Below are 14,227 nucleotides of genomic sequence, written 5' to 3' on the forward strand. Positions count from 1 at the left end.
CGATAATGCATTAGGTTTTTATGGACAGCCCTGATGCGAGTTCTCTTCTTGCACACCAATTTTCCAGCCCAGTATCGCCATGTTGCCGCCGCTCTCAGCCAAGATCCCAAAAATCAGGTTGTTTTTGGCACCCAAAATCAAGATGTGACGCTTCCGGGCATTCGCAAAGCGATTTTTCAACCTAGCCGTCAGCCCTATCCCCAGACACATCACTACATTCAGCCTTTGGAATCTGCTGTTTTGAAGGGACAGGCAGTCTTTCGGCTAGCGCAGCAGCTAGAGGCGAATGGATTTGTGCCCGATGTAGTTTGTGCCCATTCGGGTTGGGGAATGCCGTTGTTCATTAAAGATGCGTTCCCAGATGTGCCGCTGCTCTGCTACTTCGAGTGGTTTTATCGATCGCGCGGTGCTGATGTGGGCTTCGATCCGGCAGATCCGCCTAGCCCAGACGATGCGCCGCGCTTACGGATCAAGAATGCGCCGATTCTGGTTGACTTATATAGCTGCGATCGCGGTCTTTCTCCCACGGTTTGGCAAAAGTCGCAGTTCCCGCCAGAGTACCAAGATAAGATTTCGGTGCTGCATGATGGTGTAGACACTGACTACTTTTGCCCCAAGCCCGGTGCCAAGCTGGTCTTACCCGATCTGGGTTTAGACCTGTCCCATGTGGATGAAATTGTCACCTACGTCTCGCGGGGAATGGAACCCTATCGCGGCTTTCCCCAGATGATCGAGGCGATCGCCCATCTCCAAGAGCGCCGTCCTCTCTGCCATGTGGTGATTGTCGGTTCTAATCGCGTCTGCTACGGGGCGGCATTGCCAGAGGGGCAAAACTACAAAGATCTGATGCTGCAACAATTTCCCCTCGATCTATCACGGGTTCATTTCACTGGATCTTTGCCCTATGGTCAGTATCGCCAAGTGATTCAAGCCTCATCGGTGCATGTTTACCTGACAGTACCCTTTGTCCTGTCCTGGTCAATGATTGAAGCTCTTGCCACCGGATGCTTGGTTCTGGGATCAGATACGCCTCCGGTCAGAGAGATTATTCAAGATGGAGAAAATGGACTGCTTGTCGATTTTTTCTCGCCCCAGGGTATCGCAGACCGAATTGAGGAGGTGCTAGATCATCCCACGGGCATGGCAGAGATCCGTGCTAACGCCCGAAAAACAGCTCTAGAAAGATATGCCTCAGCCGATCTTTTGCCGCAACATCTGCGGTTAATTGAGGAGATGGCTCAGGGTTCTGCCTAGATTTCTTGTGGAATTTGTGCCTTCGTCTTGTAAGTGGCTAGATATTCTGAGAGCAGCTTCATCGCCTCGGCTTCCGAAGGCAGCCGATAGCGAATCATGTACAAAAAAGGTTTTACTCTAACCTCATTTTTAACAGCTGGCTCCCAGATGCTCAAAATCACTCCCCCTTCAACGGGGGAAATGTTGTATTTAAGCAGATAGGGCATGTAGGTAGAATGCGTCGGCACAGGAAGCACCACTGAGGTCAAAGAAGCCATTGGATGATTAGCCGCCTGCTGCGAATAGTGCCATCACTAACACAGACAGCAGCAGTCCGGGGCTGAGCATCAAAATCAGTGTTCCAAGTTCATGAAGTTCCATGGCTTATTTTCTCTTTAGCTAAGGGGCGATCGCTACAAGATTAACCTAGACAGAACCCTTTCATAGGGAACTATAAGAATAACTCTAGATGGTTCCCTCGTAGAAGGTGTAACGCCCCTCATGGCTGGGTAAAGTGACTGACAAAGTAGCTAGGCAGAGTGCCTGAGCAGAGCGGCCAGACAGAGATTTCTTGGAGACAGGACAAGAAGGTATGGACTGTCTCAAGATTCAGCGTTCTGGCTGAACGGCTAGTTCTAGGTCGCAGCCATAATAATCTACATGCTCTACAAAATTTTTGCTTCAATCTCATCTACAGCAACCGCCAAGGCGGTTAGGACAGGGACATTTTGGGTGGGGTGCTTCGCGCCCCACCCAAAATGTCCTAAGCAAACTGGCGCACAGCCATAACGCAGGTGCAAAATGGGCTTCCGTGAATTTTACTAGGGTCAGTTCAACAACCTGAGCTAATATTGGTTTATGAGGCTTGTTCTGGTCAGTTTAAGGTAGAGTTTCCTCGGCGCTCAACCATCGGTAGCATCATGATACACCACCGTGATACGACAATCTGCAACATAGCTTGTAACACAGCAAGATACTCAATTACTGAATATGCTCTGCATTGTGAAACACCCTGCTAGCTAGGTCTTGACAATTTTTTCTACGCAGACTGGACACATATGTTTAGACGACATTTGTCTGCCCAGTAGAGTAAATTGGTGCAAAATTGGGGGTTCATCCAGTTCTGTCTTGATGCTCAAACTATTTTTAGAGACTGTGTTTACTAGACGGTGACAGCTTTATCAACTCATTGCCTTGAGTCTTTATTAAATAGCCAACCTTAAGTTCTATCTAGATTAACGGCTTTTCCCTTATGAGTTACGACCATCTTTCTGGAAATGCCAAGCTTCCTGCTCCCTGCATTGTTGACAATGGCATTATTGTGAACAAGCAGGATATGCAAAGAGTTTTGGCGGATCTGAATCGGGTTCATTACCGCTATAGCCAGGATGGTCATCTGCTGGCAGAGGACGAGGGCTATGTGATTGAGGTGTTTGCTGATGTCCAACGATCGACCCTAGTTGCTAATCACACGCTTTACATCAACGTTCAAAGCTTCGATTATCTGGAGCTGAAGCGTTCTCCAGAGAAACAGGCCTATTTTGATTTGGTACAAGACCATAGCCAGCTCAGGCTCATTCCAGTATCAAATCCTCTGCAAGAGCAGACGGCTCGTAGCCTCAATGTTGCAGCTCTAGAGGCAGTCGTTGCCGAGGTGCTGTCGGCAGGGTGGGATGTCCGGATGGATGATGAAGAAAACTTTTCGATGTAGTCCAGTTGGAACAAGGCAAGCCCGATCGCGGCATTTTTAAAAGCTCTGCATTTTTAACGCCTTTAGAGAGAGAATAGTTCTTAGAGAATAATTTTAGGGTTCGAGAAGCCATTGACTGTTGGATTTTCCTTTGAGTGTCAGGCGCACTGTAGCCAGACGGCAGCCAGAGCGGGTGTTTTTGTCACTCCCCATGGCGCGATTGCCACCCCACGCTTCATGCCTGTAGGTACCTTGGCAAACGTCAAGACCGTTACGCCAGAGCAGCTTCAGGCAGCAGGGGCGCAAATGGTTTTGGCAAACACTTATCACCTACATCTGCAACCGGGAGAGGACATCGTTGCCAAGGCTGGAGGTCTACATCAGTTCATGGGCTGGAAGCAGCCGATTCTGACGGACTCCGGCGGATTTCAAGTCTTTAGCCTCAGCGAAATCCGATCGATTGCTGAGGAGGGTGTCACCTTTCGATCGCCCAGAGACGGGCAGATGATTCACCTCAGCCCAGAGCGATCGATTCAAATTCAGAATGCGCTAGGTGCGGATGTCATTATGGCATTTGATGAATGTCCGCCCTATCCCGCCACCCGTGAAGCGGTCGTAGAGGCGACAAATCGCACCTTTCGCTGGCTGAAGCGCTGTATGGCAGCCCATGAGCGATCGGATCAAGCGCTGTTTGGCATTGTGCAGGGTGGCGTTTATCCAGAACTCCGTCAAAAAGCGGCTCAAGAGCTAGCGACGCTTGATTTGCCAGGGTATGCGATCGGGGGAGTTAGCGTCGGCGAACCTCCTGAGCTAATTGAGATGATCGTGCGAGCCACTACGCCTCTGCTGCCGACTGACAAACCTCGCTACCTAATGGGAGTCGGCACCTATCGAGAAATGGCGCAGTCGATCGCGGCAGGGATTGACCTCTTTGACTGCGTTATTCCCACTCGTCTTGCACGGCATGGCAGCGCTCTGGTGCAGGGCGATCGCTGGAATCTGAAAAATGCCCGATACCGCGAGGACTTTACGCCGCTGGATAGTGATTGTCCCTGTTATACTTGCCAGACCTTTACACGGGCTTATCTTAGCCACCTATTGCGATCGCAGGAGCTTTTAGCCTACACGCTTCTGTCGATTCACAACATTACGGAGCTGATTCGGTTCACCCAGCGGATTCGGGAGTCTATTTTGAGCGATCGATTTGTTGAGGAGTTTGGAGAGTGGTTGAAGCAATAGAATGGTGAATTTCTATCCCCTTGCGCTAACTGGCTCTAGGCTGCGCCAAATCTCTTCAAACTCTGGCTGATCCAGCACAGAATTGGCAAACCAACTCTTGACCCCAAATCCGATCGCTCGTTCTGAAAGAGGTAGTGAGGGGATCAGTGTGTTGAGAATATATTGCCGCGCGATTGCCGTTTCAAACGCCGAAGACCAGACCACATCTAATTGACACTCCTGACAAATTTGCCGTAGCCGCGTAGGAGAACCCGCGATCGCCGCCTTAATCACAAAAATGCCGCGCCAGCCCTGCTGATGGCAGAATTCTAGCTGATCGAGGGTTGTTACCGACTCATCTAGGGCGATCGGCGTGGTGTAGCGATCGCGCAGTTGCAGCATTTCACTAAGCTGATCGGGGGGCAAGGGCTGCTCTAAAAACTCGACAGGGTAGCGATCGCAAACTTGAAGCCATTCACAGGCTGCCTCCCAACTTAATCCGCCATTGGCATCTAACCGAAGCTGCGCTCCAGCAGGCAGAGCGCCAAACAAATTCTCCAGCAGGTTCAGCTCTTCGTTGAGGGGCGCTACGCCAATTTTCCACTTGAAGGTACGTGCCCCGGCCTGCCAGAGCGGCTGCCAAGTCAGCATAGCATTGGCTCCAGAGGGCAGCAGGTGGCATTGGGTAAAGTCATGGGCGATCGCTCCATTTGTCGTCAGCGTCTCCCAGGCAGATTCTAACCCAAATTGACAGGCAGGGAACTCACCGGGAATCTGCTCAATTAGCTCAGGCGTAATCTGGGGAAGCGATCGACAAAACTGAATCGCCTGCCCCATGCTTTCGGTGCCGAATTCAACAATTGGCGCAATTTCACCCCAGCCGACTCGCCCTTCGTCATCCGTTAGCTTTAGCACAATCCCTTCGCGCAGGCTCCACAGCCCGTGATAGGTCTTGAGAGGTTGGCGGAAAGGACGACGATACGATCGCAGTTCCAGTCGAGCAGAATGCATGAGGTTCTTCCCTTAAAGGGCATCAAAATCAGTAGGCATCTGAATAGGAATCGACAGGTTCACGACCGCCTGTTTTTGCCTTCTCTTTCGCCTTGGCTGCACTCTTCTTTAGGGCATCCAGCCGATCTTCATATTTCTTGCGCTGCTTTTTCTTGGGCGTCTGTTCAATCAGCACCTTCAAGGCGCTACCCAAACTCTTATAAGCGTTGGGTAACGTGTAGCCAAAGCGGGTCGCCAGCGCGATCGCCCGTTCGTCAGCATCGATCGCTTCCTTCAGGGTCTTCATGCCGTTGTTGCGCTGATACAAGCGCCAGCCGGACACGCCGCAAAGCCCCAATGCCAAGAACAAGAGCAAGCCATCCTGCACCCAGAGTTCTCCGACTGCGCCGCCTAGACCGATCGCCAATGCCGCCATTTCCCAACCGTCTTTAGGGATGGTGTCATTTTGAATGCGCGCTACCTCATGCCAGAACAGCAGATTTCGCTGATCGAGCGCCAGCATTTCCCACTTTGCCAGATCCACCTGAACTTCAACTTGATCCTTGCCGATTTCTTCAGAAGTAACGAGCGGCGGATTTACAGCCGTTGCTGCCTCAACTGTGACCCAGCTCTTGAGTTCAGGAGGTAGCAAGGACTTAAGCCGACGCAACTCGCTCAAATCCGATCGCGCAGTAGAAGTGGCATATGAGGTCATGGATATAGCCCTAGTCGCATCAAGTATTAAAACACTTTTGAGGAAAGTATAGCGGGGTTTCACCCTCTCTTCTCTATCTTAGAGGTTTGATTTTAGGACAGGGAAAATTTTGTCCAAAAACAGCCAGATTTTGAAGTTGCATAATCCAAAATCTAAAATCAATATAAGCCTACTCAATGAGTAGTATTGCTTATTAGAACTTTACAAAAGTTAGGTCTACGACCCCATAATGAGAAGTAGAGAAATATCTTAATAAAGCATTTTTAGGAGGGTTAGGTATGGTCGCACTTGCGGAACGCTCTCTCAGCCGATTGACGCTACAGGTTCAGGAGATTGCAGCCGACACCACCACTATTCGATCGCTTGACTGGGATCGCGATCGCTTTGATATTGAATTTGAGCTGGAAAACGGCACGACCTACAATTCTTTTCTGATCCGAGGCGACAAGATTGCTCTTGTAGACACCTCTCACGAGAAATTCCGCCAGCTCTACCTGGAAAAGCTGATGGATCTAATCGACCCTGCCGAAATCGATTACCTGATCGTTAGCCATACTGAACCCGACCACAGCGGCTTAATCAAAGATATTTTGCAGCGCGCCCCTCATATTGTTGTTGTGGGTTCCAAGGTGGCAATGCAGTTTTTGGATGATCAGGTGCATCAGCCGTTTGAGCGAATGCAGATTAAGAATGGCGATCGCCTAGATCTGGGTAAAGGGCATGAGCTGGAATTTGTCTCGGCTCCTAACCTGCATTGGCCGGACACAATTCTGACGTTTGATCACAAAACCAGCGTTCTGTTCACCTGCGATGTGTTTGGGCTGCACTTCTGCGATGACCACACCTACGACGAAGACCTGGAAATTTTGGATGCTGACTACAAGCTTTACTACGACTGCTTGATGGGACCCAACGCGCGATCGGTGCTAGCTGCCCTAAAGCGAATGAAGGAGCTGCCTGAAATTAAGACGATCGCCACTGGACATGGCCCTTTGCTGCACTACAACGTTCCTGAATTGGTGGGACGCTACCGGGATTGGAGTCAGGCACAGGCAAAAGCCGAAACTACCGTTGCTCTGTTCTACGCCAGCGACTATGGCTATGGGGAGGCACTCGCTCAGGCGATCGCCCAAGGCATCACCAAAACGGGCGTGGCGGTGGAACTGCTAGACCTTAAGTATGCAGAGCCACACGAAATCAGCGAAATGGTCAGCCTTGCGTCGGGTGTGGTGATAGGAATGCCGCCCCAGACGGGCGAGTTTGCCAACGCTACAAGAGCGGCGATCGGCACAATTTTGGCGGCAACCAATGCCAAGCAAACGATAGGTTTGTTTGAAGTGGGCGGCGGTGATGATGAATCTGTCTACCCCCTCCGCAATCAGTTTCAAGAAATTGGTGTCAGGGAAGGCTTCGCGCCCATCTTGATCAAAGAAACCCCCAATAAATCGACCTTCCAACTCTGTGAAGAAGCCGGAACCGATCTAGGACAGTGGCTAACCCGCGATCGCGCCGTCAAGCAAATGAAGTCGCTAGACAATGAGCTGGATAAAGCCCTGGGTCGGCTGAGCGGCGGATTGTATATTATTACAGCGATGAAAGAAGGCGTGTCTAGCGCCATGCTGGCATCCTGGGTGTCTCAAGCCAGCCTCAAGCCCATTGGCTTTACGATCGCCGTGGCAAAAGATCGGGCGATCGAGTCCTTTATGCATGTGGGCGATCGCTTTGTGCTTAACGTGCTGGAAGAAGGCAACTATCAGCCACTGATGAAGCACTTCCTGAAGCGATTTGCACCGGGAGCCGATCGCTTTGCGGGCATTAAAACCTACGCGGCGGGCAATGGCTCTCCCATTTTGGCGGATGCGTTGGCATACCTGGAGTGCGAGGTAGTGAGCCGCATGGAATGCAGCGATCACTGGCTCGTCTACAGCACGGTTGATCTGGGTCGCGTTTCTAAGATCGACGGGCTGACCGCCGTTCATCATCGCAAGGTAGGCAATCACTACTAGGTCTTAAAGCAGTTAGACCTTAAAGCAATAAACTTAGGCAGTGTTGAATCTGGGTATGATTTTTTTGAAAGGGTCACGGAGTGACCCTTTCAAAAAAATCATACATAAAACCAGCAACGCCTAAATTTAGAGCGTTAGCCCGATCGCGTCTCTGGGCATCCTAGCGGGTGAAGGCTTGCCACTCGGTGAGTCACCCGCGAGGTCTAGTCATGCTCAATCCACAGATTTCCGCGATCGTCTGTACCCACAACCGAGAGCAGTATTTAGGAGCCGCAATCGATAGCCTTTTGGCTCAGGAATTTGCTGGCGACTTTGAGGTAATCGTGGTGGATAATGCCTCCCGCGATCGCACTAGAGAAGTAGTCGGCGAACGCCTGTCTGAAAGTACGCCGGACGATCGCTTACGCTACGTTTATGAAGCCACTACCGGACTCTCGATCGCCCGCAACACAGGCGCAAGATCAGCGCGAAGCCCCATCCTGGCATACCTGGATGACGATGCGGTTGCTAGCCCCCAATGGCTACAGGTTTTGTACGAAGCCTACCAGCAAGACGAAAAATTGGCGATCGCTGGGGGCAAAGTTACCCTACTGTGGGCAGACGGTACTCATCCGCCCCTCTGGCTTTCGCCCGGTTTAGCCAGCAACTTGGGTGCGTATGATTTAGGCAATCAAAAAATTTTCATTACCCAACCTGGACTCACGCCTCGCGGATTAAATTATTCCATCCGCCGCAGTTTTTTAGAAAAGGTGGGTGGCTTCGATTGCCAACTCGGTCGGGTGGGTAAAAATCTGCTCTCCAACGAAGAGCTGCATATGACCGAACTAGCGCTGGCACAGGGCTGGCAAGTTGCCTATCTGCCAGACGCTCACGTTGCCCACAACGTTGCCCCAGAGCGGCTGTATCCCCAATGGTTTCTCGATCGCGGCTGGTGGCAGGGCATCAGCGAAAGCTACCGCGAACAGTTGGCTCGCCCTGTCGGAGTCCGGCAGCTTTTCCATGGCGGTGAAAAGCTGTTGCGCGGAGTATGGCGATCGCTAAAACACTGGCATGATCCCGCTCAACGTTTCGACAACTTTGCCTATGCCTACGGACAAGTCGGCTATCTCAAAGCCACAGTTCAAGGAATGCTGAAGCACAGCCTCAAGTCTATAGCTCCCACTCCCTACTCCCGTTCGGCTGAATACTCACGTCGAAACCCACTTTCCACCCCCCCTCTCCCTATGTCCAAACTTCCCATCTCCGTTCTCATCCCTGCTAAAAACGAAGAATCCAACTTGCCAGCCTGTCTTGCCAGCCTCATCCCTGCCGATGAAGTTTTTGTGGTTGATTCTCAAAGCAGCGATCGCTCCATTGAAATTGCCGAATCTTACGGCGCGAAGGTGGTGCAGTTTTGCTTTAACGGACGCTGGCCCAAAAAGAAAAATTGGTCGCTAGAAAATCTGCCGTTTCAGAACGAGTGGGTGCTGATTGTGGACTGTGATGAGCGGATCACGCCGGAGCTTTGGGAAGAAATTGCGATCGCCATTCAAAACCCAGATCACGCAGGCTATTACCTGAATCGTCGTGTCTTTTTCCTGGGACAGTGGATTCGCTTTGGCGGCAAATATCCTGACTGGAATCTGCGCCTGTTTCGTCATGCCCAAGGACGATATGAGAACCTTCACACCGAAGAGATTCGCAATACGGGTGATAATGAAGTGCATGAGCATGTGATGATTTCAGGGAAAATTGGATACCTGAAAAATGATATGCTGCATATCGATTTTCGCAATCTATATCACTGGATAGAGAGACATAATCGTTACTCAAATTGGGAGGCGCAGGTTTACTATAATCTGCTGACAGGTATGGGAGAAAGTGAAACGATCGGGGCAAACTTCTTTGGAGACTCCGTGCAGCGCAAGCGGTTTCTTAAAAAAGTCTGGGTGCGGCTACCGTTCAAGCCCTTCCTCCGCTTCTTCATCACCTACATCCTGCGCCTAGGGTTCTTGGACGGCAAAGCAGGCTATATCTATGCGCGTCTGCTCAGCCAATATGAATATCAGATTGGCGTAAAGCTGCATGAACTCCGGTTTGGCGGCAGCCTCAACAAGCCGCAGCCCGATGCGCCTGAAATCACGATTGATGGAGCGATCGCCCCTTAAACACAGATAGAAATGTCAGTTTCAACTAACGATACTCTTCCTAATGTTCTAGCCAATGCTCCAGCCCTGGTTGATCTGAGTCGTTACGACCAATCAAGCTTCGATCGCGGTCGTCCGGGCTGGACAATTTTGCTGTGGTGGCTGGTGCAGGGCATCGCCTTTCCACTCACGCCCCACTTCGCAAATTCTACGCGCGTCTGGTTGCTACGCAGATTTGGCGCTCAGGTGGGTAAAGGCGTAATCCTTCGCCCGACGGCTCGAATCACCTATCCCTGGAAAGTTAGCATTGGTGACTTTAGCTGGATTGGCGATGATGTAGTGCTATACAGCCTCGATCGTATTGACATTGGGCAGCACTGCGTTATTTCGCAAAAGAGCTACCTCTGTACTGGCAGTCACGACATTCATGACTCGGCTTTTGGGCTAAAGACGGCAGCGATCGTCATTGGCAATGGAGTCTGGGTCGCAAGTGACTGTTTTATTGCCCCTGGAGTGGCGATCGGGGCAAATGCGGTGGTTGGCGTTCGTAGCCTAGTGACGAAAAATTTGCCAGATCAACAAGTATGCTGGGGCAATCCCTGTCGTCCGCAGTATTTCAGAGAGTTATAGCAATCGCCAAGGCGGTTAGTACGGGGACATTTTGGGTGGGGCGCTTAGCGCCCCACCCAAAATGTCCTAAGGAACATGGATTTAACAAGATGTAATTCTTGGGGTAGGGGCTTAGCATTGCTAAGCCTTTACGGCAGATCGGTTGTACAGGTTATTTAATCCACGATCCTGAGCAAACTGGCGACAGCCATAAGACAGAAACAGCCATAAGACAGAAACAGCCATAAGACAGAGAGTGACAAGATAATGAGCGTCAGAAACAGTCCTGATTATTAATGGTTTCGTCGGGCAGGGTGGTTTTGCAAAACCGACTCGTTTTCAGATCGACTCCTGTGACATCTGCATCGGTGAGGTTGGCGCGTTTTAGGTTAGCACCTGTCAAGTTAGCGCCCCGCAGATTGGCACCCGTCAAGTTAGCCTTAGAAAAATTTGCGCCGCTCAAGTTTGCCCCTCGCAGGTCGGCGTTGCTCAGGTCTGCTTCGCCCAGATAGGTGTTTGTCAAATCAGCCCCCCGCAGATCTGCTCTCGTGAGGTTGGAGTTGCCTAGATTGGCATCCCGCAGCTGCGATCGCGACAAATTGGCGCGCGTCAGATCGACTCTAGATAGGTTGGCTCGCGTTAAGTTTGCGCTATTTAGCCTTGCTTTTTGCAGCATAGCCCCCCCCAGATCTGCCCTAGGCAAATCTGCGATCCTTAAGTCGGCTCGGCTCAAGTCAGCATTGCTCAGATCAGTATCCCGCAGATTGGCGTTGCTCAAGTCTGCCCGTGCCAGATTAGTATTGCTCAAATCTGCATTGCTCAGATTGGCATTTTGCAGCGTGCTGTCTCCCAGGTAAGCTCCGTTAAGGTCTACCTCACTCAAATTGGCATTTTTCAAGATGCTGCCGTTGAGGATTGCTTCCTCCAGCGTTGCGTTACTCAAGTTGGCTCCAGTCAGGTCAGCTTCGCTAAGAATTGCTGCCGTCAAGTTTGCCGTTCGCAAATTGACTTGCGAGAGATGGGCGCGTCGAAGGGTGGTGTCCTTCAGAACTGCTCCTTCTAAATTGGCGTTTTCTAGATGAGCATCATCCAAATCGCACTTCGAGCAAGATTTGCTGTCGAGCAAGCTATTCAGGCGATCGGTTTTTGCCGCATGGCTAAAAATTCTGGAACCTGCTAACGCAATCAATACCCCAAAAAACACTGCCAGAATTGAGAACGCCCGCAGATCGCGTCGATCGATTCCCAGTGCCGTCATTTGCTTGAGAATCGTCATTTTGCTTGAGATTCGCCATTCTAGCGATCCGGTAGGGGACAGCACCAGTCTACTGAATTTAGATGCACCATTAAAGCCTGAAGATGCATCATCAAGGCAGGTTAGAGCGATTCATCGGTTTCCATTCGCTTGAGCATTTGATGGCACAAATCAAGCAGTTGCATGGCTTCTGATTGCTGGAAGCCAGTCTGCCTAAACGCTTCCTTTGTGACCGCCTCCCCTTGAACAGCTAGAGCTTTGCCCTCGGTCGTCAGCACAATCAGCTTTTGGCGATCGTCTGCGGGTGAGGCTTCGCGCTTCAACAGCTTTTTATCTTCAAGTCGTTTAAGTAAGGGAGTCATTGTAGGTAGCCCCAGCTTTGTGCAGGTTGCTAGATGCGTAATGCACACGCTGTCTTGCTCCCACAGCGCCATCATCACCACAAACTGTGGATAGGTGAGATCTAGAGGCTCCAGTAGCGATCGGTAGGTACGAGTAAGAGTATTGGAAGCAGCATACAGAGCAAAGCACAATTGCTCGCCTAATCTAGGGACATTTGACAAAATTACGGGTCGCAAATAGACAAAAGTGTCCCTATTATATTTCGTTCACGAACCAGTTGACAGGGATCATGAAAACAACCTATATTGACTTCGTTGACGAATAGTTCGTTCACAAAGTTAATGTAGGCCGTCTCATTTTTGCAGGATTTACAAGATATGGCGCAACTTACGGTTTACGGTACTCCTGTGAGTGTCTATGTCCGCATCGTTCGGCTACTGCTGGAGGAAGCAGGTGCAGCCTATGAACTCAAAGAGGTTGATATCTTTAATGGTGAAAACCAGTCGGCGGAGTATCTCGCCAAAAATCCGTTTGGTAAGGTGCCGACCTTGGAAGTAGACGGGGCGTTTATCTACGAAACGACTGCCATTATGGGCTACCTAGATACGATTTTAGCTAGCCATAGGTTTAGCTTCTCTGAGCCATTGCAGCAGGCTCGGATGCATCAGATCATGGGAATTGTGGACAGCCATCTCTACGCACCCGCGATCGGGTTAATTGCTATTCAGCGGTTGATTGTGCCCAGCCAGGGAGGTGAAACTGATGAGGACAAGGTGAAAGCTGCCATTGCTCCAGTCAAAACAGCGCTAGAGGCGATCGAGTCTCTGACGGTAGGCAGTCCATATTTGCTGGGTTCCGAAGTTAGCATCGCCGATTTCTACCTGATTCCAGTCTTCACCTACCTGTCACAGACTCCGGAGTATGAAGCGACGATCGCTCAGACTCCGAAACTGCGGGCTTGGTGGCATCAGGTCAGTCAGCTTCCCAATGTGAAAAAAGTGTGTGCATAGCGCTTATGCCTGATCTTTGGGTAGCGCACTAAGCGCCCCACACCGTTGACAAGACCTGATCGGGCGAAATGTCTGCAACTCTGCCTGTCTCAGAAGCAATAACCGCCAGTTTGTCGCTTTGAGGCAGCGGAGTTGCGTTTGCAGAATTGCGCAAGACGACAGTATAAACCTGAAGCGCAACGGCAAGGTTCATGGGCGCACTTTCGGTACATAGCATCAAATTTGCTCCGGCAATCATGGCGGCAAGCTTGCCTAGATCGCCTGGATCTGTCACCTTGAGTTCAGGATAGTCTGAAGTTAGCGCCGTCGTTAATTCTAAATATTCGCTGGATTGAGCAATCACGATTGGCAGATTAGGCTGCTGTTGTCGGAAGCTCTGGACAATGCTTTTCCAGCGATCGATCGGATACGCTTCGCCAGATCCATCGTGAATCAACACATAGCCACTGCCCTTGATGCCTAGCCGCTTTTGCTCACCCTCTGCCCAATCCAGATCTTTTTTGGGAATGGCGATCGCTAAATCAGGAGTTACCGTCGAGATATTCACCCCTTGCAGCAGGTCATGATAACGATGAGCCGAATATTGATTAGATTTATCAGGCACAACATCGGTTAAGAATCCCTTGCCCGCGCTGCTGTCATAGCCTACCCGTGTCGGAATCCCGGTCATCCACATCAGTAGCTCTACGCCCCAGCCTTGCCCAGCGTAAAGTGCAACCGTGTAGTAACGATCGCGCATCACCCCCAGAAGGTTAGCCCAATCTGCCGGACTGTTGCGATCGCCATAGTCAAACAGCAGCACGTCATCTACCGACTTACAGAGCCGATAGGCAGCTTTTGCCTTCGGCTCTACCACCACATCAATTTCGGCATCTGGGTAGTTCTTTCTCAAATCATCTAGGGTTGGGAAGAACAGAACCTGGTCGCCAATCCCGCCGGGAACAAGAGCTACTATGCGCATATATATTCCGTTACGAATACGGCTACTAAATCTAATGGGCTTTTTAAGACTCTACTAGGCTTCACTAAGAAT

13 protein-coding genes and 1 pseudogene are annotated in these 14,227 nt (G+C 50.7%); 8 read left to right on the forward strand and 6 right to left on the reverse strand.

Annotated elements, in window-relative coordinates:
* Positions 1 to 33 precede the first annotated feature (33 nt).
* Positions 34 to 1,254, forward strand: a complete 1,221-nt coding sequence (locus AC5JMP_RS06845) for a glycosyltransferase family 4 protein (protein WP_495850684.1) — start codon at positions 34 to 36, stop codon at positions 1,252 to 1,254.
* On the opposite strand, the gene AC5JMP_RS06850 is transcribed toward AC5JMP_RS06845, so the two are convergent.
* A complete protein-coding gene (locus AC5JMP_RS06850; RefSeq protein ID WP_495850685.1) occupies positions 1,251 to 1,511 on the reverse strand; it encodes a hypothetical protein in 261 nt (86 codons plus the stop codon). The two genes, AC5JMP_RS06845 and AC5JMP_RS06850, sit on opposite strands and share 4 nt — an antisense overlap.
* A gap of 974 nt (positions 1,512 to 2,485) precedes the next feature.
* On the opposite strand from AC5JMP_RS06850, the gene AC5JMP_RS06855 reads away from it, so the two are divergent.
* Together AC5JMP_RS06855 and tgt are read left to right on the forward strand one after the other, a co-directional pair.
* Positions 2,486 to 2,944, forward strand: coding sequence for a hypothetical protein (locus AC5JMP_RS06855; RefSeq protein WP_495850686.1), 459 nt, complete (start codon positions 2,486 to 2,488; stop codon positions 2,942 to 2,944).
* Positions 2,945 to 3,055: 111 nt separating this feature from the next.
* A complete protein-coding gene (tgt, locus tag AC5JMP_RS06860; RefSeq protein WP_495850687.1) occupies positions 3,056 to 4,162 on the forward strand; it encodes a tRNA guanosine(34) transglycosylase Tgt in 1,107 nt (368 codons plus the stop codon).
* A gap of 12 nt (positions 4,163 to 4,174) precedes the next feature.
* Here the strand turns inward: tgt and AC5JMP_RS06865 are convergent, their stop codons facing one another.
* Both AC5JMP_RS06865 and AC5JMP_RS06870 read right to left on the reverse strand, forming a co-directional pair.
* Positions 4,175 to 5,152, reverse strand: coding sequence for an o-succinylbenzoate synthase (locus AC5JMP_RS06865; protein WP_495850688.1), 978 nt, complete (start codon positions 5,150 to 5,152; stop codon positions 4,175 to 4,177).
* A gap of 28 nt (positions 5,153 to 5,180) precedes the next feature.
* Positions 5,181 to 5,846, reverse strand: coding sequence for a DUF3318 domain-containing protein (locus AC5JMP_RS06870; RefSeq protein WP_495850689.1), 666 nt, complete (start codon positions 5,844 to 5,846; stop codon positions 5,181 to 5,183).
* A gap of 278 nt (positions 5,847 to 6,124) precedes the next feature.
* On the opposite strand from AC5JMP_RS06870, the gene AC5JMP_RS06875 reads away from it, so the two are divergent.
* From AC5JMP_RS06875 to hpsU, 4 genes and pseudogenes are all read left to right on the forward strand, one after another.
* Positions 6,125 to 7,852 (forward strand): diflavin flavoprotein, encoded by a 1,728-nt coding sequence (locus tag AC5JMP_RS06875; RefSeq protein WP_495850690.1) that lies wholly within the window; start codon positions 6,125 to 6,127, stop codon positions 7,850 to 7,852.
* Positions 7,853 to 8,061: 209 nt separating this feature from the next.
* Positions 8,062 to 8,724: pseudogene (locus AC5JMP_RS06880) on the forward strand (glycosyltransferase family 2 protein); the annotation flags it as partial.
* 351 nt (positions 8,725 to 9,075) lie between these two features.
* Positions 9,076 to 9,999, forward strand: a complete 924-nt coding sequence (locus AC5JMP_RS06885; protein ID WP_495850766.1) for a glycosyltransferase family 2 protein — start codon at positions 9,076 to 9,078, stop codon at positions 9,997 to 9,999.
* A gap of 12 nt (positions 10,000 to 10,011) precedes the next feature.
* Positions 10,012 to 10,608 carry a hormogonium polysaccharide biosynthesis acetyltransferase HpsU gene (gene hpsU, locus AC5JMP_RS06890; protein WP_495850691.1) on the forward strand — a complete coding sequence of 199 codons (597 nt, stop codon included), beginning with the start codon at positions 10,012 to 10,014 and terminating at the stop codon, positions 10,606 to 10,608.
* A gap of 253 nt (positions 10,609 to 10,861) precedes the next feature.
* On the opposite strand, the gene AC5JMP_RS06895 is transcribed toward hpsU, so the two are convergent.
* Together AC5JMP_RS06895 and AC5JMP_RS06900 are read right to left on the reverse strand one after the other, a co-directional pair.
* Positions 10,862 to 11,863 carry a pentapeptide repeat-containing protein gene (locus AC5JMP_RS06895; protein WP_495850692.1) on the reverse strand — a complete coding sequence of 334 codons (1,002 nt, stop codon included), beginning with the start codon at positions 11,861 to 11,863 and terminating at the stop codon, positions 10,862 to 10,864.
* A gap of 101 nt (positions 11,864 to 11,964) precedes the next feature.
* The gene (locus tag AC5JMP_RS06900) at positions 11,965 to 12,375 is read right to left on the reverse strand and encodes a MarR family winged helix-turn-helix transcriptional regulator (RefSeq protein ID WP_495850693.1); all 411 of its coding nucleotides are present in this window, start codon (positions 12,373 to 12,375) and stop codon (positions 11,965 to 11,967) included.
* Between the two features lie 186 nt (positions 12,376 to 12,561).
* Here AC5JMP_RS06900 and AC5JMP_RS06905 point away from each other — a divergent pair, with 186 nt between their 5' ends.
* Positions 12,562 to 13,194 carry a glutathione S-transferase family protein gene (locus tag AC5JMP_RS06905; protein WP_495850694.1) on the forward strand — a complete coding sequence of 211 codons (633 nt, stop codon included), beginning with the start codon at positions 12,562 to 12,564 and terminating at the stop codon, positions 13,192 to 13,194.
* Positions 13,195 to 13,222: 28 nt separating this feature from the next.
* Here the strand turns inward: AC5JMP_RS06905 and AC5JMP_RS06910 are convergent, their stop codons facing one another.
* Positions 13,223 to 14,155: a glycosyltransferase family 9 protein gene (locus tag AC5JMP_RS06910; protein ID WP_495850695.1), complete on the reverse strand. Its 933-nt coding sequence runs from the start codon at positions 14,153 to 14,155 to the stop codon at positions 13,223 to 13,225.
* Positions 14,156 to 14,227 lie beyond the last annotated feature (72 nt).

Source organism: Drouetiella sp. (genome assembly GCF_059504425.1).